General features: G+C 46.6%; 20 protein-coding genes. 11 read left to right on the forward strand and 9 right to left on the reverse strand.

Annotation, left to right across the window (positions count from 1 at the left end; all coding sequences use genetic code 11):
* The 3 genes from D7D25_RS04040 to cysS all read right to left on the reverse strand — a co-directional run bounded on the left by D7D25_RS04040 (position 1) and on the right by cysS (position 4,190).
* The gene (locus D7D25_RS04040; RefSeq protein WP_122967681.1) at positions 1 to 1,230 is read right to left on the reverse strand and encodes a 3-phosphoshikimate 1-carboxyvinyltransferase; all 1,230 of its coding nucleotides are present in this window, start codon (positions 1,228 to 1,230) and stop codon (positions 1 to 3) included.
* Between the two features lie 114 nt (positions 1,231 to 1,344).
* Positions 1,345 to 2,679 (reverse strand): sodium-dependent transporter, encoded by a 1,335-nt coding sequence (locus D7D25_RS04045; RefSeq protein WP_122967682.1) that lies wholly within the window; start codon positions 2,677 to 2,679, stop codon positions 1,345 to 1,347.
* Positions 2,680 to 2,711: 32 nt separating this feature from the next.
* Entirely contained in the window at positions 2,712 to 4,190 is a 1,479-nt protein-coding gene (gene cysS, locus D7D25_RS04050) for a cysteine--tRNA ligase (protein WP_122967683.1), read from the reverse strand.
* Between the two features lie 313 nt (positions 4,191 to 4,503).
* Here cysS and D7D25_RS04055 point away from each other — a divergent pair, with 313 nt between their 5' ends.
* The 8 genes from D7D25_RS04055 to D7D25_RS04090 all read left to right on the forward strand — a co-directional run bounded on the left by D7D25_RS04055 (position 4,504) and on the right by D7D25_RS04090 (position 10,961).
* Positions 4,504 to 5,229 carry a DUF5020 family protein gene (locus tag D7D25_RS04055; RefSeq protein WP_122967684.1) on the forward strand — a complete coding sequence of 242 codons (726 nt, stop codon included), beginning with the start codon at positions 4,504 to 4,506 and terminating at the stop codon, positions 5,227 to 5,229.
* A gap of 17 nt (positions 5,230 to 5,246) precedes the next feature.
* Positions 5,247 to 6,557, forward strand: coding sequence for an NCS2 family permease (locus D7D25_RS04060; RefSeq protein WP_122967685.1), 1,311 nt, complete (start codon positions 5,247 to 5,249; stop codon positions 6,555 to 6,557).
* A gap of 142 nt (positions 6,558 to 6,699) precedes the next feature.
* Positions 6,700 to 7,266 (forward strand): elongation factor P, encoded by a 567-nt coding sequence (efp, locus tag D7D25_RS04065; protein WP_122967686.1) that lies wholly within the window; start codon positions 6,700 to 6,702, stop codon positions 7,264 to 7,266.
* Positions 7,267 to 7,284: 18 nt separating this feature from the next.
* Positions 7,285 to 7,947, forward strand: a complete 663-nt coding sequence (locus D7D25_RS04070; RefSeq protein ID WP_122967687.1) for a DUF2461 domain-containing protein — start codon at positions 7,285 to 7,287, stop codon at positions 7,945 to 7,947.
* A gap of 111 nt (positions 7,948 to 8,058) precedes the next feature.
* On the forward strand, positions 8,059 to 8,820 hold the full coding sequence (locus tag D7D25_RS04075) for a YaaA family protein (RefSeq protein ID WP_122967832.1): 762 nt from the start codon (positions 8,059 to 8,061) through the stop codon (positions 8,818 to 8,820).
* Between the two features lie 311 nt (positions 8,821 to 9,131).
* On the forward strand, positions 9,132 to 9,821 hold the full coding sequence (gene radC, locus D7D25_RS04080; RefSeq protein WP_185140210.1) for a DNA repair protein RadC: 690 nt from the start codon (positions 9,132 to 9,134) through the stop codon (positions 9,819 to 9,821).
* Positions 9,822 to 9,870: 49 nt separating this feature from the next.
* Positions 9,871 to 10,188, forward strand: a complete 318-nt coding sequence (locus D7D25_RS04085) for a metal-sulfur cluster assembly factor (protein WP_122967688.1) — start codon at positions 9,871 to 9,873, stop codon at positions 10,186 to 10,188.
* 26 nt (positions 10,189 to 10,214) lie between these two features.
* On the forward strand, positions 10,215 to 10,961 hold the full coding sequence (locus D7D25_RS04090; protein WP_122967689.1) for a UDP-2,3-diacylglucosamine diphosphatase: 747 nt from the start codon (positions 10,215 to 10,217) through the stop codon (positions 10,959 to 10,961).
* 51 nt (positions 10,962 to 11,012) lie between these two features.
* Here the strand turns inward: D7D25_RS04090 and D7D25_RS04095 are convergent, their stop codons facing one another.
* The 4 genes from D7D25_RS04095 to D7D25_RS04110 form a co-directional block, all read right to left on the reverse strand.
* Positions 11,013 to 11,549 (reverse strand): RNA methyltransferase, encoded by a 537-nt coding sequence (locus tag D7D25_RS04095; RefSeq protein ID WP_122967690.1) that lies wholly within the window; start codon positions 11,547 to 11,549, stop codon positions 11,013 to 11,015.
* A 27-nt stretch (positions 11,550 to 11,576) separates the two neighbouring features.
* A complete protein-coding gene (locus D7D25_RS04100; protein ID WP_122967691.1) occupies positions 11,577 to 12,380 on the reverse strand; it encodes a glycosyltransferase family 2 protein in 804 nt (267 codons plus the stop codon).
* On the reverse strand, positions 12,377 to 13,099 hold the full coding sequence (locus tag D7D25_RS04105; RefSeq protein ID WP_122967692.1) for a bifunctional 2-polyprenyl-6-hydroxyphenol methylase/3-demethylubiquinol 3-O-methyltransferase UbiG: 723 nt from the start codon (positions 13,097 to 13,099) through the stop codon (positions 12,377 to 12,379). Before D7D25_RS04105 ends, D7D25_RS04100 begins: the two co-directional genes overlap by 4 nt.
* A 184-nt stretch (positions 13,100 to 13,283) precedes the next feature.
* Entirely contained in the window at positions 13,284 to 14,516 is a 1,233-nt protein-coding gene (locus D7D25_RS04110) for a glycosyltransferase family 4 protein (protein WP_122967693.1), read from the reverse strand.
* A 264-nt stretch (positions 14,517 to 14,780) separates the two neighbouring features.
* On the opposite strand from D7D25_RS04110, the gene D7D25_RS04115 reads away from it, so the two are divergent.
* Entirely contained in the window at positions 14,781 to 15,692 is a 912-nt protein-coding gene (locus D7D25_RS04115) for an Rpn family recombination-promoting nuclease/putative transposase (RefSeq protein WP_122967694.1), read from the forward strand.
* A 176-nt stretch (positions 15,693 to 15,868) separates the two neighbouring features.
* Here D7D25_RS04115 and D7D25_RS04120 read toward each other — a convergent pair whose 3' ends face one another.
* Positions 15,869 to 16,180, reverse strand: a complete 312-nt coding sequence (locus D7D25_RS04120) for a hypothetical protein (protein WP_122967695.1) — start codon at positions 16,178 to 16,180, stop codon at positions 15,869 to 15,871.
* A 446-nt stretch (positions 16,181 to 16,626) separates the two neighbouring features.
* On the opposite strand from D7D25_RS04120, the gene D7D25_RS04125 reads away from it, so the two are divergent.
* Together D7D25_RS04125 and D7D25_RS04130 are read left to right on the forward strand one after the other, a co-directional pair.
* A complete protein-coding gene (locus D7D25_RS04125; RefSeq protein ID WP_158602532.1) occupies positions 16,627 to 18,102 on the forward strand; it encodes a lipopolysaccharide biosynthesis protein in 1,476 nt (491 codons plus the stop codon).
* 9 nt (positions 18,103 to 18,111) lie between these two features.
* Positions 18,112 to 18,828 (forward strand): hypothetical protein, encoded by a 717-nt coding sequence (locus D7D25_RS04130; RefSeq protein WP_122967697.1) that lies wholly within the window; start codon positions 18,112 to 18,114, stop codon positions 18,826 to 18,828.
* 69 nt (positions 18,829 to 18,897) lie between these two features.
* On the opposite strand, the gene D7D25_RS04135 is transcribed toward D7D25_RS04130, so the two are convergent.
* On the reverse strand, positions 18,898 to 19,710 hold the full coding sequence (locus D7D25_RS04135; RefSeq protein ID WP_148038846.1) for a hypothetical protein: 813 nt from the start codon (positions 19,708 to 19,710) through the stop codon (positions 18,898 to 18,900).
* Positions 19,711 to 19,746 lie beyond the last annotated feature (36 nt).

Consider the following 19,746-nt stretch of genomic DNA (forward strand, 5'->3'; position numbering starts at 1 on the left):
TTACCTTTCTTCAATTGTAAATCCCGCCTGTTTCAAGTCATTCCAAAAATCAGGGTAGGATTTGGATACTACTTTGGGGTCGTTGATAATGAGGGATCCCGACATAATGGCTCCGGGAGCCAGTGACATAGCCATACGGTGATCGTCATAAGTGTCGATAGCCGGTTCTTTTTCCGGCAGACAACGTTCCCCGTCCCATTCCAGCATCCCGATCTCATTTTCCTTGAGCAGGTAGCCTAACTTCTTCAATTCGTTGATCAGTGCGACTACCCTGTCAGTTTCCTTTATCTTCAGGCTTTGAATCCCGGAGAAAAGAAACGGTATGCCTATAAAACAACAGGTGGCCGCAAAAGTTTGTGCCAGATCCGGCTCATTCACAAAATCGTAGAAAAATTTCTTGGTTCTCTTTTTTGTATTTCGGATGATAATGCCCTCCGGGACGAATTCTGTGGTAACTCCCAAATCGCTGAAGAGGTTGGTCACGTTGGAATCACCCTGAAGGCTGTTTCTTGCTAAACCCTTTAGTGTTACTTCCGCTCCGGGGATAAGGGATGCCATCTCATACCAGTAAGAAGCGGCAGTCCAATCCGGTTCCACTACAAACTCCACGGCATTGTACGCCTGCGGTTTGACGGTGATGTCGTTGCCGTCCCATTTGGCCTGCACCCCGCATTTTTCCATCATGCTGAGCGTGAGGTGTATATAGGGCTTGGACACAATTTCATGTTCGATATGCATCACCAGTCCGTTTTCCATTCCGGGAGCTATCATCAGTAAGGCAGATATAAATTGCGAGCTGATATTGCCCGACAGGTAGACTTCACCTCCTTTCAGCCTTTTGCCTTTTATTTTCAAGGGTGGATATCCCTCTTTTTCCAAATAATCAATTTCGGCTCCCAAGGCTATAAGTGTCTCCACCAGCGGATAAATGGGCCTTTCATGCATCCGCTTGGAGCCTTTGATGATCCATTCGCCTTCCATCCCTGCCAGAAAGGCAGTGAGAAAACGCATGGCGGTACCGGCAGCCTTTATGTCGAACTGGTTGGATTGGGAATTGAATGCGTCTATAAGCACTTGGGTATCCTCACAGTCGGACAGATTCCTGATGGGGTATGAACTCAAACTGAGGGCATTCAGGATAAGCGCCCTGTTGCTCATACTCTTGGATGCGGGAAGCCGCACTGTCGCGCGCAGAGCATCGGGTGGGAATATTTTATATTGTAACGGCATTTGCGGGTGAAATAGTGATGCAAAAATAATACTTTAAACCGAAGGTTGAGCGGTTTATTTCCGCTTTTACTTTGTTTTAATTGATTTAAACTTTTTTCTCTTTCAATTATCGCGTTACCCGGCCAGTCCATAGATAAAAATAGCCAGCATGGCAGTGGGGACTACATAGCGTAACAGGAATATATAGGTTCTCAGAAATCCCATGCCAAATTTGAGCGTTCTGTCATTGGTGAGTTGCGCGTATACAACTTTACGGTCGAGATGCCATCCTACGAAAAGGGAGATGAAAAAACCACCGATCGGCAACATGAATTTAGCGGAAGAGAGATCGAGGAAGTTGAAAAACGACGAAGAGTATGAAGAGAAAACACCTAAAATGATCACCCCCGCGGTGACCAGCAGGGTGCTTTTTTTACGGGAGATCGGGTGCTCTTCATGGATATACAATGTCACTGCTTCCATCAGGGAAATAGTGGAAGTGAGTGCTGCCAGCGCGAGCAGGAAAAAGAAAATTGTGCTCCATACCATTGATCCCGGCATCTGGTTGAATAGTTCCGGTAATGTGATGAAGAGTAATCCCGGGCCACCTGCCACCAACTCGTCGACAATGGTGCCGGGATTGGCACTCAATGCGAATGCTGTCGGAAAGATGACCACCCCGGCGAGAATAGCCACCAGGGAGTCGAGCAGGGAGACCTGTACCGCCGTTTTTACCAGGGGTGTCCTGTTATTAAAATAGGAGCCATAGGTGATCATGCAACCCATGCCGAGGGAGAGGGAGAAGAAAGCCTGTCCCATGGCATCCAGGAATACGGTCGGTTTCACATGCGACAGGTCGGGTTTGAAAAGGAAATTAAGCCCATGCACGGCCCCCTGGAGGGTGATGGCGCGAGCGGCCAGGATAATAAGCAGCAGGAAGAGTATCGGCATCATTACTTTCGCGGATCGCTCAATCCCTTTCTTCACACCGGAAAGGATAAAGAATGCGGTGAGAAGTGAGAAAATAACCATCCAGACAATCTGTTTCACGGGATTACTTTGCAAGTCCATGAAGTTGGCTGGGAAGTCGCTTACACCGGAGAGATGTCCCGAAACCGATTGAAAGATGAAGACGAATGTCCAGCCGCACACCACCATGTAAAATCCCATAATGACAAATCCGGTAAGTACGCCCAATCTGCCGATCCATTTCCACTGAGTGCCGGGTGCCAATTTATGAAAGGCTCCGGCGGTATTGGCCCGGGAGGCTCTGCCGACCATAAATTCACTCACCATGAGCGGTATGCCGAAAAACAAGATGCAACCGATGTATACCAGAATGAAAATGGCGCCTCCTCCGTCGGCTGTCTGGCTGGGGAAACGCCAGATGTTACCCAAACCCACGGCCGAACCTACAGCCGCGGCCACTACTCCGATCTTTGAGGCAAATGTTACTCGTTTCTCAGGCATCTTGCGTTTTTGTTAATTCTGACAATATCTCTTTAGATTCTCCATTCCACACCCTCTTTGGTGTCCTTTATCTCAATGCCGATTGCTTTCAGTTCATCGCGAATTTTGTCTGACGTGCTCCACTCTTTTTTTTCTCTTGCCGATTTGCGGATGTCGATAATCAAATTCATCAGTCCCTCTATCACGTCACTGCCGGCCATGCTCTTTGACTCGTCACGCAGTCCCAATACTTCGAAAATGAAGGTATGCATCAGTTTTTTCAGTGCTTCCAGATCGGCGGCGGTAAGGGTTTCTTTTTTGTCGTTGGCCGAATTGATGATACGTACCCCTTCAAACAGATTTGCGATCAGCACGGGACTGTTGAAATCATCGTTCATGGCGGCATAGCATTTTTCCTCCAGCTCCGCGATATCCACCGAAGAGGATGCCCCGGGAGATAATTTCCCTAGTACCGATAAACTTTCCATTAACTTTTTGTATCCTTTTTCAGCTGCTTGCAGCGCTTCGTTGGAGAAGTCGAGCGTGCTTCTGTAATGCGATTGCGCCATGAAGAAGCGTACAGTCATCGGGGAATAACCCTTTTCTAATAGCGGGTGGTTTCCCGAGAACAACTCCTTGGCTGAGAATCCGTTACCGGCGGTTTTTGACATGCGGACACCGTTCACGGTGAGCATATTTGTATGCATCCAGTATTTGGCGGGTGCGGTGTGGTTACAAGCTTCTGATTGGGCGATCTCGTTGGTGTGGTGGGTCGCCTGGAGATCCATCCCTCCCCCATGTATGTCGAAAGTGGCGCCCAGATACTTTGTGCTCATTGCCGAACACTCTATATGCCAGCCGGGAAATCCCCATCCCCATGGTGAGGGCCACTGCATCAGGGTTTCCGGTTTCGCCTTGATCCAAAGGGCAAAGTCGAGCCTGCCCCGCTTCTCGTCCTGTCCGCCCAGTTCCCGTGTCCCTTCCAGCAGGTCTTCCATCTTTCGGTTGGTGAGTTGGCCGTAATCATGTTCTCTGCTGTATTTCTCCACATCGAAATAGACAGAACCGTCGACCTCATAAGCGAAGCCTTGAGCCATGATCTTCTTGATCATCTCTATCTGTTCCAGGATATGTCCGGTAGCGGTCGGTTCTATGTTGGGAGGGAGGGTGTTGAAGAGTGTCATTACCTCATGGAATCCAAGGGTGTATTTCTGTACGATCTCCATGGGTTCTAACTGTTCCAGTTTGGCCCTTTTGGCAAATTTGTCGTCGCCTTCATCCCGGTCACCCTCCAAATGGCCGGCATCGGTGATGTTGCGCACATAACGCACCTTGTATCCGAGATGAAGAAGATACCTGTAGATCATGTCAAAGGAGATAAAGGTGCGGCAATTTCCCAGATGTACGTCACTGTAAACAGTGGGGCCGCATACATACATGCCCACAAAAGGGGGATGCAGCGGTTCAAAGGGTTCTTTCGTCCTACTGAGTGTGTTGTAGATTATCAACCTTTTTTCCTTTTCTTCGCTCATAATGAATGATTTTTTTTAAGAGAGGCAAAAATACAAATTAATTTTGTAATGGGACTAATATTAGGAGGAAAGGAGGGAAAGGAGGAAAGGAGGAAAGGAGGGAAAGGAGGAAAGGAGGAAAGGAGGGAAAGAAGGAAAGAGGGAAAGGAGGGAAGGTGAAAAAAGGAATGGGGATTGGAATGTCCCCAATCTTGAATCTTGAATTTTGAATCTTGAACTGAAAAAGGGGGGTTTTTATGAGGCTGTTTTGCATTTTTTTAATACTTTTGCCGCTTCTTTCGATTCACTTACATATTAAAACAAAAAGTCTTTTATGGTACGAAACATTGTTCTATCCGTCGCGGTTTTATGCGCGGCAGGGACTATTCAAGCGCAGAACCTGCAACTGCACTTCGATCCCCGTAACTCATTGTATGGCGATAATGTGGCTCCGGTCAATTATCTGACCGCCACATTCGAGATGTTCAAACCCGACCAGTGGGGAAGCACATTCATGTTCGTGGATTTCGATTTCAATTTTGACAAAAGGAATCCCGGTCTTGCTTATGCGGAGATTGCCCGTGAATTCAAGATCGGCGATTTCCCCTTATTGCCCCATATTGAATACAATGGCGGTTTAGGGTTGGCGAGGGGGACAGGTGATGGTTTCTCCATACCGAGTTCTTACCTTGGCGGCTTGGGTTATCCTTTCCAACTGGGCAGCTTTTTCATGAGCACCTATGTGGCCTATAAACTGAACGCTTTTCAGAAGTTGAGCCATGATGCGCAGTGGACCGTGACCTGGAACGCTACTCTTGCCGGAGGTAAACTCTCACTGGCGGGGTTCATGGATCTCTGGTCGGAGGATAAATCTTTCACGGAAGGTGCTGATGCTGCCGGAAAGAAAATTGTGTTCCTAAGCGAGCCTCAGTTTTGGTACAATCTCACCTCCCACTTCGCACTGGGCACTGAAGTTGAACTGAGTTATAACTTTGTCAATAAATTCAATGAAAGCAAGTTTTACGCCATTCCCACCATTGCGACCAAATGGAATTTTTAACGTAAACCAAGAATGTCATGCTGGAAAAATTATTCAAACTGAAACAAAATAAAACCACTGTGCGTGCGGAACTCGTGGCGGGGGTCATTACGTTCCTTACCATGTCTTATATCTTGGTGGTGAATCCCAATATTCTGGGGGCAACCGGAATGGACAGGGAGGCGCTCTTTACCGCGACTGGCCTCGCCGCCTTATTGGGTACACTGTTTATGGCATTTATCCCCAACCTGCCCATCGCGCAGGCACCGGGTATGGGACTGAATTCCTTTTTCGCATTCTCAGTGGTGATAGGATTGGGATACTCCTGGCAAATGGCATTGACGGCTGTTTTCATTCAAGGTATTATCTTCGTACTTCTCACCTTGTTCAACGTCCGTGAACTGATAGTGAAGAGTATCCCGGGCGCTATTAAGAATGCTATCCCCGTGGGTATCGGTCTCTTTATCACCTTGCTCGGCCTGCAAAATGGGGGATTGATCGTGAGGGATGAGAACACAATGGTGACGCTGGGTGCCATGTCTAACCCCCATGTGTGGGTGGCGTTGCTGGGGCTTATCCTCACAGCGGTGCTCTTTTACAAAAAGGTGCATGGGGCTTTCCTTATCGGGATTGCCGCCGCCACTATTTTCGCAGTTGTCCTCGGGCTGGTACACTTTCCTGAAGGAAGCGTGGTTGCGCTTCCACCCGATATTTCGCCCATTTTTGTGCAATTCGAATGGACGAATATTTTTACTTTTGACATGCTGATCGTGGTATTCACTTTCCTGTTCGTAAACCTTTTCGATACTATCGGCACGTTGTTGGGCGTGGCTTCGAAAATAGGGATCACTGATGAGAATGGCAACTTCCCGCAATTGAAACGCGCCCTTTTTGCCGACGCGTTGGGTACCACCTTCGGCGCTATATTGGGAACCAGTACGGTTACATCTTATGTGGAAAGCGCATCGGGAGTGGCTGTGGGAGGCCGTACCGGGCTGACTGCCCTTTCTACCGCGGCTATGTTTGCCCTGGCGCTGTTCTTTGCCCCGCTCTTCCTGATGGTGCCAGCTGCCGCGACCGCTCCCGCCTTGATCCTTGTCGGGCTGTTTATGATTACTTCCGTAGTGAAGATCAATTTCGAGGATATGACTGAGGCGTTACCCGCATTCCTCACCATCGTGATGATGCCGTTCGCTTTCAGTATCGCCCAGGGAATTGTCTTCGGTATGCTCTCTTTTGTCTTGCTGAAAGCATTGAGCGGGAAGTTGAGGCACATATCGATCACCATGTGGGTGATTTTCGTGCTGTTTATTGCGAAGATGATCCTCGATGCAATGAACGTGATCTGAATTTCACCTTCTTCTTTTTATTATCATAATATAATTAGTCCCGTCAGATTCATTTCTGCGGGACTTAATCATTTGTGTATCTCAGGCAAAATGACTATTTTTGCGCTCTAAATCAATATAAAATCATAACAATTAATATTTTATGGCAACAACTGCTGATTTCAGGAACGGAATGTGCATCGATCTGGAAGGCCAGTACTATTTCATCGTGGAGTTTCTTCACGTGAAGCCGGGCAAAGGTGCTGCTTTTGTCCGTACCAAACTGAGGAATGTGACTACGGGTCGTATCCTCGAAAAAACATTCAACTCGGGAGTGAAAGTGGATGAGGTGCGTATCGAGCGCCGTCCTTTCCAGTATCTTTATCGCGATGATATGGGATATAATTTCATGAATACCGAAACTTTTGAACAGATCCCTATTCCCGAAGAGCAGATCGAAGGGGTGAAATTCCTGAAAGAAGGCGATGTGGTGGAAGTACAGATCCATGCCGAAAGTGGAACCATCCTTACGGCGGAGATGCCCGCCCATGTGGTGCTTGAGGTGACTTATACCGAGCCGGGCATCAAAGGCGATACCGCTACCAACACGCTGAAACCCGCTACTGTGGAGACAGGAGCGGAAGTGCGTGTGCCTCTCTTTATTAATACGGGAGAAAAGATCAAGGTGGATACCCGTGATGGTTCATACGTGGAGCGTGTCAGAGGGTAGTTGTGTAACTTCAGGCGTATGGATTTCTGCTATACATTCGATTTTCTTGCCCGGTTGCAGATAAATAACGACCGCAACTGGTTCCATGAGCATAAATTCGAGTATGATAAAATCCGGGCCGATTTCGAAAACTTTATTAACAGGCTCATTGTGCCGCTTGCCCAACTCGATCCCGATATCGGATCGGTCACGGCCAATGAGTCTGTTTTTCGTATTTATCGCGATACCCGTTTCTCTCCCGATAAAACACCTTATAAAACACATCTCAGTGCCTTTATAGCAAACGGGGGAAAGAAAACCCGGTTTGCAGGCTACTATATCCATGTCCAACCGGACGAATCATTCTTTGCCGGTGGTATTTATAGTCCCGATCCGGCTGCCTTGGAATCCATCAGAAACCAGATTTATCATCGGCCCGAGGAGATAAGGAGTATCCTTGATCACCGGAAATTCAAAAAAACTTTCCCGGAACTGTCCGCTGAAGACAGGCTTAAAAATCCACCAAGAGGTTATCCGAAAGACTTCAAGGAAATCGAACTATTGAAAAATAAACACTTTATTACCCATTATGCTCTTGAAAATGAGTTTTTCCTGCAAGAAGGGGTGATCGACCGGCTTGTGCGACTCTGCAAAACACAATATCCCCTTAATGCGTTTTTGAACAGGGCCGTGAAAGGTTGATAAATCTTGGAATGATTTTCCGTACGAGTTTTCATGCTGTGACAACATTGTTTGTGACAAAGTTGTTTGTATTTTTGGGTATAACATATATTGTTTGATAATCTGGATAATATGCAAATCATTCTTTCACCTGCCAAATTGATGGACTTTTCCGGTAAAACGGGAGGCATGGAACCCTCAAAACCGTTATTCGCGGAAAGAACCGAAGAACTGATAGCTGTATGCCGGCGACTGTCGGAAAGGGAGATTGCCACGGAAATGGAGATCAACGCCAAAAAGGCGCGTGAAGTATATGAATATTTCCAGACGTTTGATCTCGGTTCTACGCCGGAACAACCGGCCGCGCTCGCCTATAACGGCATTGCTTATAAGGGTTTGAATGCACATGATTTCTCCGCGGAGGACTTCGATTTCGCGCAGCGGCATCTCAATATCATCTCCGGATTATACGGCATTGTCCGTCCCTTGGATGCAATTAAACCTTACCGGCTCGAGATGCAGCGCAAAATTGTGCCGCGGGGATATCACACACTCTACGATTTCTGGGGCGACACGGTCAATGATCATCTCTCGAAAAAACTCCGGAAAGGAGATAAAACCATCATCAATGTGGCATCCAAAGAGTACGCCAAGGTAGTCAGGAAAAACAAGTTGCCGAAAGGCGCGAAAATCATCGATATCCAGTTTCTTCAGCAGGAGAATGACGCTTTGAAGCAGATTGTGGTGCATTCCAAGAAAGCGCGCGGTTTGATGTCCCGTTTCATCATTAAAAACAGGTTGATTGATCCGGAGGAGGTGAAGGCTTTCGATTACGAGGGATATTTTTTCTATCCGGCCCTTTCGAAAGAGGACACCTGGGTGTTTGTGAGATAAGCTGAAAACTGACAATTAAAAGTTAAAAATTAAAAATTAAAAGTTAAAAATCGACTTCCCTCCGAAAAGTCTTTTTTACCCAAATTTCCCTCAAAACGACTATTGTTTTTCAATGAGTTGGGAACCTGTGAAGTCGGTTTTTGGGGATTTCGGAACAGTCTCAAAATTAAAAGTTAAAAGTGAGGAGAGAAAAATTGAGAATGAAAAGAGTTGAAGTAAGTGACAGGGAGTGAAAACTATTTGAAACAGAGGGAGGTCTTTTCGGGATTTTCTTTGTATATTTGCTCTGTTTACTCCCGAAATTGTCCGTTATGAGCAAGTTAAGTATCAAGCAATGGGCGGAGGAAGACCGTCCCCGTGAAAAATTACTGCTGAAAGGAGTTTCAGTGCTTTCCGATTCGGAACTTCTGGCAATCCTTATCGGCTCGGGCAACGATAAACAAAGTGCGGTGGAACTGGCACAGCATATTTTGTTGGAAGCCGGTAATGACTTGAACCAGTTGGCGCGGATGAGTGTGTCGGATTTGATGAATAATTTCCGGGGAATTGGACAGGCCAAGGCGGTCGCTTTGATAGCCGCGCTTGAGTTGGGACGACGCAGAAAGGGCGTTGAAAAGCCCCAAAAGAAGAAAATCACTTCCTCGAGGGCTGCCTATGAGCATTTCTATCCCCTGCTTTCCGACTTGAACCATGAAGAGACATGGGCATTGCTGACCGACCGCTCCAACAAGGTGTTGAGTTCCATTCAGGTGAGCCGGGGCGGCATCTCGGGAACGGTGGTGGATATACGGTTGGTGCTCAGGGAGGCGCTCAGCCGGTATGCATCGGGGATTATTCTTGGACACAATCATCCCTCAGGACAATGCCGGCCAAGTCCCCAGGATACGCATCTAACCAAAAAATTAAAAGAGGCAGCCCAGTGGATGGACATCTCCCTGCTCGACCATATTATCGTCTGTGGAGAGAACTATTTCAGTTTTGCCGATGAGGGAATCATCTGAAGCGACTAAACAATATGCCGGGCAATCGGTTTAATAAAAAAATGAGATTATGAACGAAGAATTACAAGCTTTACAAGATAAAATAGTGGTGATGCTCCGCACGGTGTATGACCCCGAAATCCCCGTGAATATTTATGACTTGGGAATGATTTATGATGTGGATATCGATGAGGGGAATAATGTGACCATTGAGATGACCTTTACCTCTCCCAGTTGTCCCGCAGCCGATTATATCCTGATGGATGTGCAATTGAAGGTGGAATCGATCCCCGAGGTGAATAAGGTGGACCTGAATCTCACTTTCGATCCCCCGTGGGACCGGTCGATGATGAGCGAAGAAGCATTGTTGGAGCTGGGAATGATGTAGTTGGTCGAAAGGGATAGTTGAACAAATTGATCGTGAGAAATAAAATCTATTTTCTTGCCGATGCCCATTTAGGATCCAAATCGCATGCCGACTCCATGGAGACGGAACGAAAACTATGCCGCTGGCTCGATAGCGTGAGCGATGACGCTGCCGTGATTTTTCTGATGGGAGATATCTTTGACTACTGGTATGAATACCGGTATGTGGTGCCAAAGGGTTTTACGCGTTTGCTGGGTAAGCTGGGCGAGATGACCGATTCGGGGGTGGAAATCCATTTCTTTGCGGGCAATCATGACCTATGGCTGACAGACTACCTTTCCAAAGAGTGCGGGATGATCCTGCATTTGGAACCCTATATCACCGAAATGGAAGGGAAAAAGTTTTTCCTTGCCCATGGAGACGGTTTGGGCGATGACTCCCGTTCGTTTCATCTTCTCCGGAAACTGTTTCACAGTAAATTCCTTCAGAAATGTTTTTCAGGCATTCATCCCAGATGGACTATCCCATTGGCACACACCTGGTCGAACAGCAGCCGTGAGAGCGGGGGGGTAACGCCCTATCTGGGAGAGGAGCGGGAGCACTTGGTCCGTTTCGCGAAAGATAAGCTAAAAGAGATGCCCGATATCAACTACTTTGTATTTGGGCACCGCCACGTGCTGGTCGATCTGCCTATCGCTGGGCAGAGCCGCGTGATCATGCTGGGTGATTGGATCACTCTTTTTTCCTATGCGGAATTCGACGGGGAGAGTGTACAGTTAAAGCAATGGACATAGGGATATATGCGGGCTCCCTCAGGGATATCGATTTTTGGTTTGAAAAGTTCCCTAGCCTCTAAGTTGTTGGAAGAAATCCCATATTACAATACCTGCCGTCACTGATACGTTGAGGGAGTGTTTGGTTCCATACTGTGGGATCTCAATACATCCGTCCGACGCGTCTATCACCTCCTGTGCTACGCCATGCACTTCGTGTCCGAAGATCACCGCATATTTTTTTCCTTTATCCAATTCAATGGTATCCAGCGAGATGCTGTTTTCAGCCTGCTCAATGGAGAAGACGGTATACCCCTCTTCCTTCAATGCTTCCAGAGCCGGGAGAGACTCCCCGAAGTAACGCCATTTTACAGAATCCTCGGCTCCAAGGGCTGTTTTGTGGATCTCCGCGTCAGGAGGAGTCCCGGTAATGCCGCAGAGCAACAGTTCCTCTATTCTGAAAGCGTCACCCGTGCGGAATACAGACCCTATGTTGTGGCGGCTGCGTACGTTGTCGAGCACCACTGCCAGCGGTATCTTCTCCGCTTCCCTGAACTCCTCGACCGAGATGCGGTTCAGTTCTTCAATCTTTAGTTTTCGTCGTTGCATAAGGAATAAATACAAAAGAATAATCGGCTATTTCAAAACTGTCCTGATCACAAACCAGACGTGATGGGAAAAGGTGGAGATCTGCCCGTAATATTTTGCCATGATGCGGTAACGTTCTTTCAAAGACGCTTTGCGATTAGCCGTGGTCGTCCCCTCGTTCAGGTAGTTGATCAGTGTGAGACGGGTGTTATGGATGGATGTGGCTTTTTTCATCATGCGGATGCACCAGTCGAAATCGGAAGAGAAGCGGTAGGAGAGGTCGTAGGGTTCGGCCAGCTCACGCTTTACAATAAAGGCCTGGTGGCAGACCAGCATGCCTTGTTTAAAACTTTTCCAATTGAGTTTCTCGGGCGCTTGTAGGCGGCGCATATGGAGGAAAGTGCCCCTGTCGTCCACGATAGCTGTTTCACCGTAGAGGATATCGGGTGGTTGGTTTGTATCGAGTGAATGCATCATTTTCTCCACCGTATCCGGTGAATGAAAAGTGTCGCCCGCGTTCAGGAAGCAAAGATAATCGCCCGAAGCCATGCCGATGGCCTTGTTCATGGCATCGTATAGCCCCCGGTCGGGTTCGCTGACCCATCTCAACTGGGTATGGGAACTCATCTTCTCTTCCGCATTTGCCTTCCTTTCCGCAGTCACCTCTCCTTCTTGTCCATTCCCCTTTCCCTTCGCATATTTGTGTACCAGTTCCCCTGTTCCGTCGCGCGACGCTCCGTCCACGATCAGATGTTCCAGGTCAGGGTAGGTCTGCTCCTGTACGCTCTTCAAGGTTCTTTCAAGCGTTTCTTCAGCGTTAAAGGTGACGGTGATAACGGATAGTTTCATCATTTTCGGGCGTATATGGCGATATAAGGCGATAATAATTTCCCTTTTATGGGAAATAGTTTAATGGCGTGACTCAACATTTTCACCCACTTTCTCCTCTTGACGTGTTCCGGTTTCGGTTCGAGCCAGAGCATGGGTTTTCCGAGATAATCTACCGAAACATCATACAGATCGAAAGTCTGCATGATCTTTTTCAGGTAGGATATTTTCATCGATTGCAGGTTGTGGGCATCCAGGTTCTCCTTGTCATACCGTCGCTGGATCTCTCCGTTCAGACCCAGGAAGTTGGGTATGATGATCAACAGTTGCCCTTTTTCAGAGAGCAAGTCCACATGCCGGGCGATCACATCGCGCGTGTCCTGAAAGTGCTCGATAAATCCCGACGAGAAAACCACATCGTATTTCTTTTCGGACGAGAAGGTAAAGAAATCACTATCGACGCACCGGATAGTTCCCTCCGGCAAACCGTTGATTTTCTCGAAATTGCGGACAATCTCTTTATTGATATGGAAATCGAGTATGGTCACCTCGCGCATGCCCCGTTGGTGGAAATAAGCGGCATGTACCCCGGGAAAGCCGCCGATCTCGATAAAGCTTATTCCCCTTGTCAGCTTCGGCATGAACCTTTCGAACACTACTTTTTTGGGTATCTTGTCGTATTGGTAATTCTTCCAATAGTTGTCCCAGTATTCTTTATCGGTTATATTGTTGTTTCCGTTCATACGATTAATAATTAGAGCCAAGATTCAATAATGTGCCAATGATTTAATATGCCAATATGCCAATTAAATCATTGAACCGTTCAATTCCATCGGCACATTATTCCCATTATTCTCATTGACCCATTATTCTCATTGGCTCATTATTCTCATTGGCTCATTAGTCTCCTTGGTCCATTAGTCACCATCACGATTCATAGATTTTTTTATACTGTTGCGCGACTATCTCCTGCGCGTAATGCTCCATCACTTTTTTGCGGGCGTTGGAGGAAAGTGTTCCGGTATCTGCTTCGAACAATGTCCAGAGTAGTCCGTTTGCCAGATCTTGTGCGTTTCCGTATTCGGCCACGTATCCGTTCTTCCGGTGATCGATCATTTCCGGGATGCCCCCGGTGTGAAAACCTACACAAGGCGTGCCACAGGCCATTGCCTCCATAATGGTGTTAGGCAAGTTATCATGGAGGGAGGGAGTGACGAACAGGTCGACGGCATTATAGAGCTCCGGCATCTGCTGGGGAGAAATATATCCCATACTCCTTGCCGGCAGGGCAAGTTGTTTTTCTATCTCTTCCTCTCCACCTCCCGCAATAAGAAAAAACAGGTTTTCCGAATGGTGTGCCATCAATCCGCTCGCCTCCACCAGATAGTCCATCCCTTTGCGCTTGTCGGTTGCTTTCACTGCCGCGAACAGGATAATCCTTTTATCAAGTGGCAAATTCAGTTTTTCACGCATTTCGCTTTTATCCATCGGGCGGTAGGTCTCAGTATCGATAGGATTGGGGATAGACGTGATCCTGTGCCCCCATGTAAGGGGGCTCTGCTCGGCCAACTCCCGTAACCATTGGCTACATGCAGTGAAAGTGATATTGCCGGTTAAGTAGGTAGAATGCTTCCGTCTGAAAATAATAAATGAGAGGTCGTATCGGGAGGGTATCTTCAGATAAGGACAATACCCGCATCCGAAGGTATAGGCGTCACAGGCGACTGCATAGTGGCAGATGCCGGTAATTGGCCACATGTCGTGCATCGTCCACACCACTTTTTTCCCGGAGGAGAAGATTTTTCCTATCTCTTTGATGGAGAGCATCCCCTGGTTTATCCAATGCAGATGGATAACCTCAGCCTCTTTGAATTGGGGAAGTTTTGTAATCGATACTCCTGTATTGGCGATTGAGACATCGAACAGGCCCTCTCTTGACAGGCCATTGAAAAGATAAATCACACCGCGTTCCCGATAGAACGGGAACGTATTCCTCTTTTTTTTGCTTTCCGCGGTAAATACCGTCGTGTCATCTCCCAGTTTGGCACGCACCACCATCGAGGCATCGCATCCGGCATGGCGCACTGCATGCAGTAACCGGGTTGCCGCTATGGCCGCCCCTCCCTGGATGTCGTATGTGCTGATGAAAAGTACCTTCATGTCTGAATATCTGTTATACTGTTACAAAAGTAATGATTTTGGATGATAAGTTATTTCTTGGAAAAACATTTTGCATCGTATTTTGCATATTTCTTCGGTAAAGTCGATATGGAGAAGAAAAAAGCCTTTCCCTGATCCGTCCCCAAAGAGGAGGAGCAGGACATAGGGTGCTGTTTTTCAAAGAAATCTTTTGGAATAAGAAGTTTTTCATTTACTTTTGCAAAGGAGCAATGAATCCTTTGTAAGGTATTAAAAACAAGTGTAATGGCACGGTTTATTGACCCTAGGTACGACACGGCGTTCAAACGGCTCTTCGGGCAGGAAAACAGTAAGGACCTGCTGCTCGACTTCCTGAACGACCTGCTCGAAGGAGAGAAAAAGATCAAGGAGATCCAACTGATGGATAAGGAACGGCAGCCTTTGCACACCGAAGGGCGCAGGGGAATTTGCGACATCGTCTGCCTGACGGAAGAAAAAGAGTATTTCATTGTTGAAATGCAGTATGAACCACAGCGAACGTTCCCCGAGAGGGCATTGTTTTACCTTTCCCAGACGATTGTCAACCAAGGGGAAACGGGATCCGTCTGGAATTACGACGTCAAAGCGGTGTACGGGGTGTTTTTCCTGAGTTTTGCATTAACAGGGAAGTTGCGTAGCGATATCATCCTGGCCGACCGCGACACGCGCGAACAATTCAGCGACAAGCTGCGTTTTATATTTATAGAGTTCCCTTTCTTCACGAAAGAGGAACAGGAATGCAAGAATAATGTTGAACAATGGTTATATATCCTGAAAAATATGAAGACATTGGAAACAATCCCTTTCAAAGACCAGAAGGAGGTCTTCAAGAAACTTGAACAGATTGCCGACCTCTCTTCCCTGACGAGGGAGGAGCGCCGGTTGTATGACGCCGACCTCAAAGCTTACCGCGACTATTTATCCATAATGAGTACCGCCAAGGAGATAGCCAAAGAAGAGGGTATGAAGGAGGGTATGAAGGAGGGTATGAAGGAGGGTATGAAGAAGGGTGAGAAAAGAGGTGAGAAAAGAGGTAGAGCGGAGGGCGAAAGGAATAAGCAGCTTGCAATCGCCCGGAACATGAAAGCGAGAAACATGGCTGTGGATGTTATTGCGGACCTTACCGGTCTTTCCGCCGAGGAGGTCGAAAAGCTATAAAAAATCAGGCGTTATCCCGCCCCTTCCTATCATGGAATGATAAAATCCTCTTCCGGCAATCAACGTTCGGTATAATGGGCTCATTCAGATCGTTGATATGGATGCGGTGATGAAATAAGGCTGTGTGATATTTGATCGACACCTCTGCCTTTATCCCTGTTAAAAAGTTGCGGTTTTTACATACCTTCGTCAGCGGGAGTAATGGTTACTTTTTCGGGATAACCGAACCGTGGAGGTATGCCGTTCTGTTCGTCCATGAGATCTTCCTGTTGAAGCCTGGCTAAGTCGAGCTGGGAAGCGACAGCCTGGGGTATGTCGGGTGTTTGCCTTTGCAGCAAAACATCCTGTGACGACCAGGATACAGGTGCCTCATTCGTAATGAGTTGCGAATAACAGAGTGCGGGCAAAACTCTGTAATTTACCGATAGCCGTAATTTTCTTGGCAACAGAGTCACTATACTGTTCAGGTTACAATTATGGGAATTCATCCCTTTTCCCGGCAACGCCTCCTTTCTTGAATGGTTAAAATTCGATCTTTCCTTATTACCATGCTATTCCGCCGAAAAGCCGGTCGATTTCTTCCTTGAAGGAAGTGTCGTCGACCGCGGGACGGTATTGCAGGTATTCCTTTTCCGAGTAATAGAGTCGTAACGTAGTATCATCATACTGGTATCCAATAACACGGGAAAGACAATCGACATAACGTTTTCCGTCCTACCCGTATTTTGCAGTGTATTTATGGTTAAGAAAGGTTAAATAATGCGTTTTTTTATTTCAGCGTATTATGATAGTTGAGGGGAAATTCCTGCTGATCGACTCCTTGTCACCCATAAGATTACATAAAATACCCCATCTTCCACATCATTCTTGGCTTCTGTCTTTATCCTTGTTAAAAAGTTGCGTACTTTTGCAGGAGTATTAATTCATGGTATTGATGGCTGATTCCGCTTTAAAGACTAAAACGACCCGTTCGCTGTTCTGGAGCTTTGTTGATAAGTTCGGGCAACAGATCCTCAACTTCGCGAGCATGCTTGTGCTGATGAACATTGTCGCTCCGGAAGCTTACGGGTTGATCGGATCGCTGGCTGTGTTTACGGCGTTCTCCACGATCCTTATCGACAGTGGTTTCGGGCGGGCGTTGCTGAACCGCAAGGAGATCTCCGCTACGGATTACAGTTCCGTTTTTTATTTTAACGCCGGATTGAGTGTTTTCCTTTACCTTATCCTTTTCTTTCTGGCCCCCTTTATTGCGGGCTTATTCAATGCCCCCGCGCTTGTCCCCGTTTCGAGGGTTATATTCTTGGCGCTGGTTTTCAATGCTGCCGGATCGATCCATTATACCATCTTGACAAAAAAAGCAAATTTCAGAGAGATCACAAAGATAAATATGTGGGCTTTGCTTATTGCCGATATCGTTGCTATCGCGATGGGTCTCATGGGACACGGTGTTTGGGCATTGGTAGCGCAGATGGTGTTATTCGCTTTCTTCAGGACGATGCTTTTGTGGTTTTCCACATCTTGGAAGCCGATTACAGAGTTCAGTCTTCCCCGGTTGAAATCTTTTTTCGGATTCAGCTATAAATTAATGTTGTGCTCGATGATCTCCACTACGGTGAACAATATCTATCCAAGCCTTATCGCAGTGTTCTATCCGATGAACCATGTGGCGTTTTTCAACCAGGCCAAGAAATACCAGGAGATCCCGTTCCTTACGCTTTCCAATACTTTCCGTTCGGTGGCCATGCTGATCCTGTCGGAAATCAACGACCAAACCGAACGTCTGAAGCGGGTAGTGCGCAAACTGGTAAAAACCATTGCATTCCTTTCTTTCCCGGTAGGCCTTATGATGATATTGGTTGCCGAGCCCCTGTTCTATCTCTTTTTTCAGGAGAAGTGGCTGGCTTCGGTACCTTATTTCCAGGTATTGACACTGGCCGGGATGCTTTTGCCTTTCACGTTTATATTCAATGAGCTATTCATTGCAAAGGAACGATCCGCTTTTTTTCTCGGACTTGAAGTCGTAAAAGGGGGGGTGCTGATCCTATTGATCGTTCTTCTTTTTCCGAAAGGAATCATGGGGTTGGCGGCCAGTTGGGTTGTGTATATGGTTATAACGTTAATACTGTCAATAATATTTTCTGGAAAGGTGATACATTACTCTCTCTCTGAATTCGTTAAAGATACATTTCCCTATCTCTTTATGGCTGTGATCAGTGCCGCTGTTTCCTGTTTTTCCACCCGCTATGTTACAAACAACCTTCTTTTTGTTCTTGTAAACCCGGTACTGATTGCCTTGCTCTACATTGCGTTATGCAAATTATTCAAATTGGAGATGACAAAAGAAATCGATGAATGGTTTGCCTCAAGAAAAAAGTCTGAAAAGATTCCAAATAACACAAAGAAAAAATAATCCAAACGTATGAAAGATCTTTTACTGTATATCCGCTTTGCCTTGACGTTTGCTTTCCAAAACGCTACCCTGTCACATATTAAACAATTCCGGCGGTGGCTGGGAGACAAACGTTCCGGAGACACTACCCTCATGCGGGAATTGCCGTGGATGACCTATGATGCGATCGACTTCCTCTCGTCGATCTGTAAACCCGATATGACGGTCTTTGAGTGGGGATCGGGCGGGTCTACCCTTTTTTTCGCACGACGATGCCGTCGTGTAACAAGTATTGAGCATGACCGGAAATGGAGCGCACTTTTAACCGATAAGCTGAAAGATTTTTCTGCGAATAATGTGGATTATACAGAGATTCCGGGAGAGAAAATTACCGGTTGGGCAGAAAGGGATTACCGGAATCCCGATGATTTTGTTTCCAGTGACAAGAATTCTGCCGGGCTTTCTTATGAGAGATATGTAAAAGCCATTGACGAATATCCCGATAATTATTTCGATATGGTTGTGGTGGACGGCCGAGTGCGTAATTGCTGTATAAAACGCGCTATTCCACATGTGAAGAAAGGCGGATACCTGGTGGTGGATAACACGGAGCGGAATTATTACCTGGCGGGATTTCCTGAACTTCAAAATTCCGGTATATGGGAAAAGAAGGAATTTCAGGGGCCAGTATTTTTTCAGCATGCCTTCTGTAAAACCAGTTTTTTCAGGAAAACGGACTTCTTCTGACCAGGCTACTTCATCCCGGATGTTTTCATAATGCATCCCGGAAGTATTAAACCGATCGTTTATTTTAATTCACCGCAGTACCCATGTGTCATAATCAACCCCGGTGCATATTTTGGCGTTACGCATTCCTAAATACATTCCTGGATTGGAGCTATATGTTCCGATAAACTGTCGCGATTGTGAAAGTATATCAACCGATGCGAATAGTCTCAAATGTTGTTGTTGTCGCACCTCCTCCGGTTGCGACAAGAAATCATTGAAGAAATATCCCCTTTCCTCCTCCCGGCATAAAGTTTTGATATTCCATTCGGGGTATGACCTGTGGATATAATCGATGACTGAATAATCATCCGTAAGTACAAAAGCCGTCCTGATATTCGGGTAACTCACTTTGTCGAAGTAGGCTTCTACCGGCTCTACTTTATGTTCAATGAATTTATCTCCCCCACGGATGTGAAACCCGATATATTCCCCTGAGATGTTGACTGAGTTCTTCAATTCGTCAATACTTTTTTCTGTTTTTTCATTATAACGCCATGTGATCTCGATCAATTTGGAACAGGCTTCCTGTATGTTGCCGTTGATTCCCAATCCCGGTATTTGATAATTCTTTTTTGCCCTATGGGAGGATCTGCTGCGTCCGAAGACATCCTGTGTCTTGAGTCTCTTTTTTGTCCATAACAGGTATGGCATCAGGCTTCTGTAGTTGGAAAACCTGCCGTCTCTTATGATTAATTTAAGGGCATAATTCCAATTACAAGTCTTAAAATGTTTACTGTTATCTTCTACCTGTTCACAAAAAGGGAGAAAGAAACCGTTCCAACCTTCCAGATGGAAGTTCGTAGCTCCGGAGCAAAGTTTAAACTGTATTTTATGTTCCAAACAATATAACATTGAGAGAACCATGCAATTATATTC

Origin of the sequence: Proteiniphilum sp. X52 (assembly GCF_003712195.1) — a bacterium.
Lineage (GTDB): Bacteria > Bacteroidota > Bacteroidia > Bacteroidales > Dysgonomonadaceae > Proteiniphilum.

Excerpts from the sequence above, each read along its gene's own strand:
- D7D25_RS04055 (WP_122967684.1), top strand. The coding sequence starts at position 4,504 with ATGGTACGAAACATTGTTCTATCCGTCGCGGTTTTATGCGCGGCAGGG.
- D7D25_RS04100 (WP_122967691.1), bottom strand. The coding sequence starts at position 12,380 with ATGATGAAACTATCCGTTATCACCGTCACCTTTAACGCTGAAGAAACG.
- efp (WP_122967686.1), top strand. The coding sequence starts at position 6,700 with ATGGCAACAACTGCTGATTTCAGGAACGGAATGTGCATCGATCTGGAA.
- D7D25_RS04085 (WP_122967688.1), top strand. The coding sequence starts at position 9,871 with ATGAACGAAGAATTACAAGCTTTACAAGATAAAATAGTGGTGATGCTC.
- D7D25_RS04075 (WP_122967832.1), top strand. The coding sequence starts at position 8,059 with ATGCAAATCATTCTTTCACCTGCCAAATTGATGGACTTTTCCGGTAAA.
- D7D25_RS04070 (WP_122967687.1), top strand. The coding sequence starts at position 7,285 with ATGGATTTCTGCTATACATTCGATTTTCTTGCCCGGTTGCAGATAAAT.
- D7D25_RS04115 (WP_122967694.1), top strand. The coding sequence starts at position 14,781 with ATGGCACGGTTTATTGACCCTAGGTACGACACGGCGTTCAAACGGCTC.
- D7D25_RS04130 (WP_122967697.1), top strand. The coding sequence starts at position 18,112 with ATGAAAGATCTTTTACTGTATATCCGCTTTGCCTTGACGTTTGCTTTC.
- cysS (WP_122967683.1), bottom strand. The coding sequence starts at position 4,190 with ATGAGCGAAGAAAAGGAAAAAAGGTTGATAATCTACAACACACTCAGT.
- D7D25_RS04095 (WP_122967690.1), bottom strand. The coding sequence starts at position 11,549 with ATGCAACGACGAAAACTAAAGATTGAAGAACTGAACCGCATCTCGGTC.
- D7D25_RS04045 (WP_122967682.1), bottom strand. The coding sequence starts at position 2,679 with ATGCCTGAGAAACGAGTAACATTTGCCTCAAAGATCGGAGTAGTGGCC.
- D7D25_RS04125 (WP_158602532.1), top strand. The coding sequence starts at position 16,627 with ATGGCTGATTCCGCTTTAAAGACTAAAACGACCCGTTCGCTGTTCTGG.
- D7D25_RS04060 (WP_122967685.1), top strand. The coding sequence starts at position 5,247 with ATGCTGGAAAAATTATTCAAACTGAAACAAAATAAAACCACTGTGCGT.
- D7D25_RS04040 (WP_122967681.1), bottom strand. The coding sequence starts at position 1,230 with ATGCCGTTACAATATAAAATATTCCCACCCGATGCTCTGCGCGCGACA.
- D7D25_RS04105 (WP_122967692.1), bottom strand. The coding sequence starts at position 13,099 with ATGAACGGAAACAACAATATAACCGATAAAGAATACTGGGACAACTAT.
- D7D25_RS04110 (WP_122967693.1), bottom strand. The coding sequence starts at position 14,516 with ATGAAGGTACTTTTCATCAGCACATACGACATCCAGGGAGGGGCGGCC.
- D7D25_RS04120 (WP_122967695.1), bottom strand. The coding sequence starts at position 16,180 with ATGAATTCCCATAATTGTAACCTGAACAGTATAGTGACTCTGTTGCCA.
- radC (WP_185140210.1), top strand. The coding sequence starts at position 9,132 with ATGAGCAAGTTAAGTATCAAGCAATGGGCGGAGGAAGACCGTCCCCGT.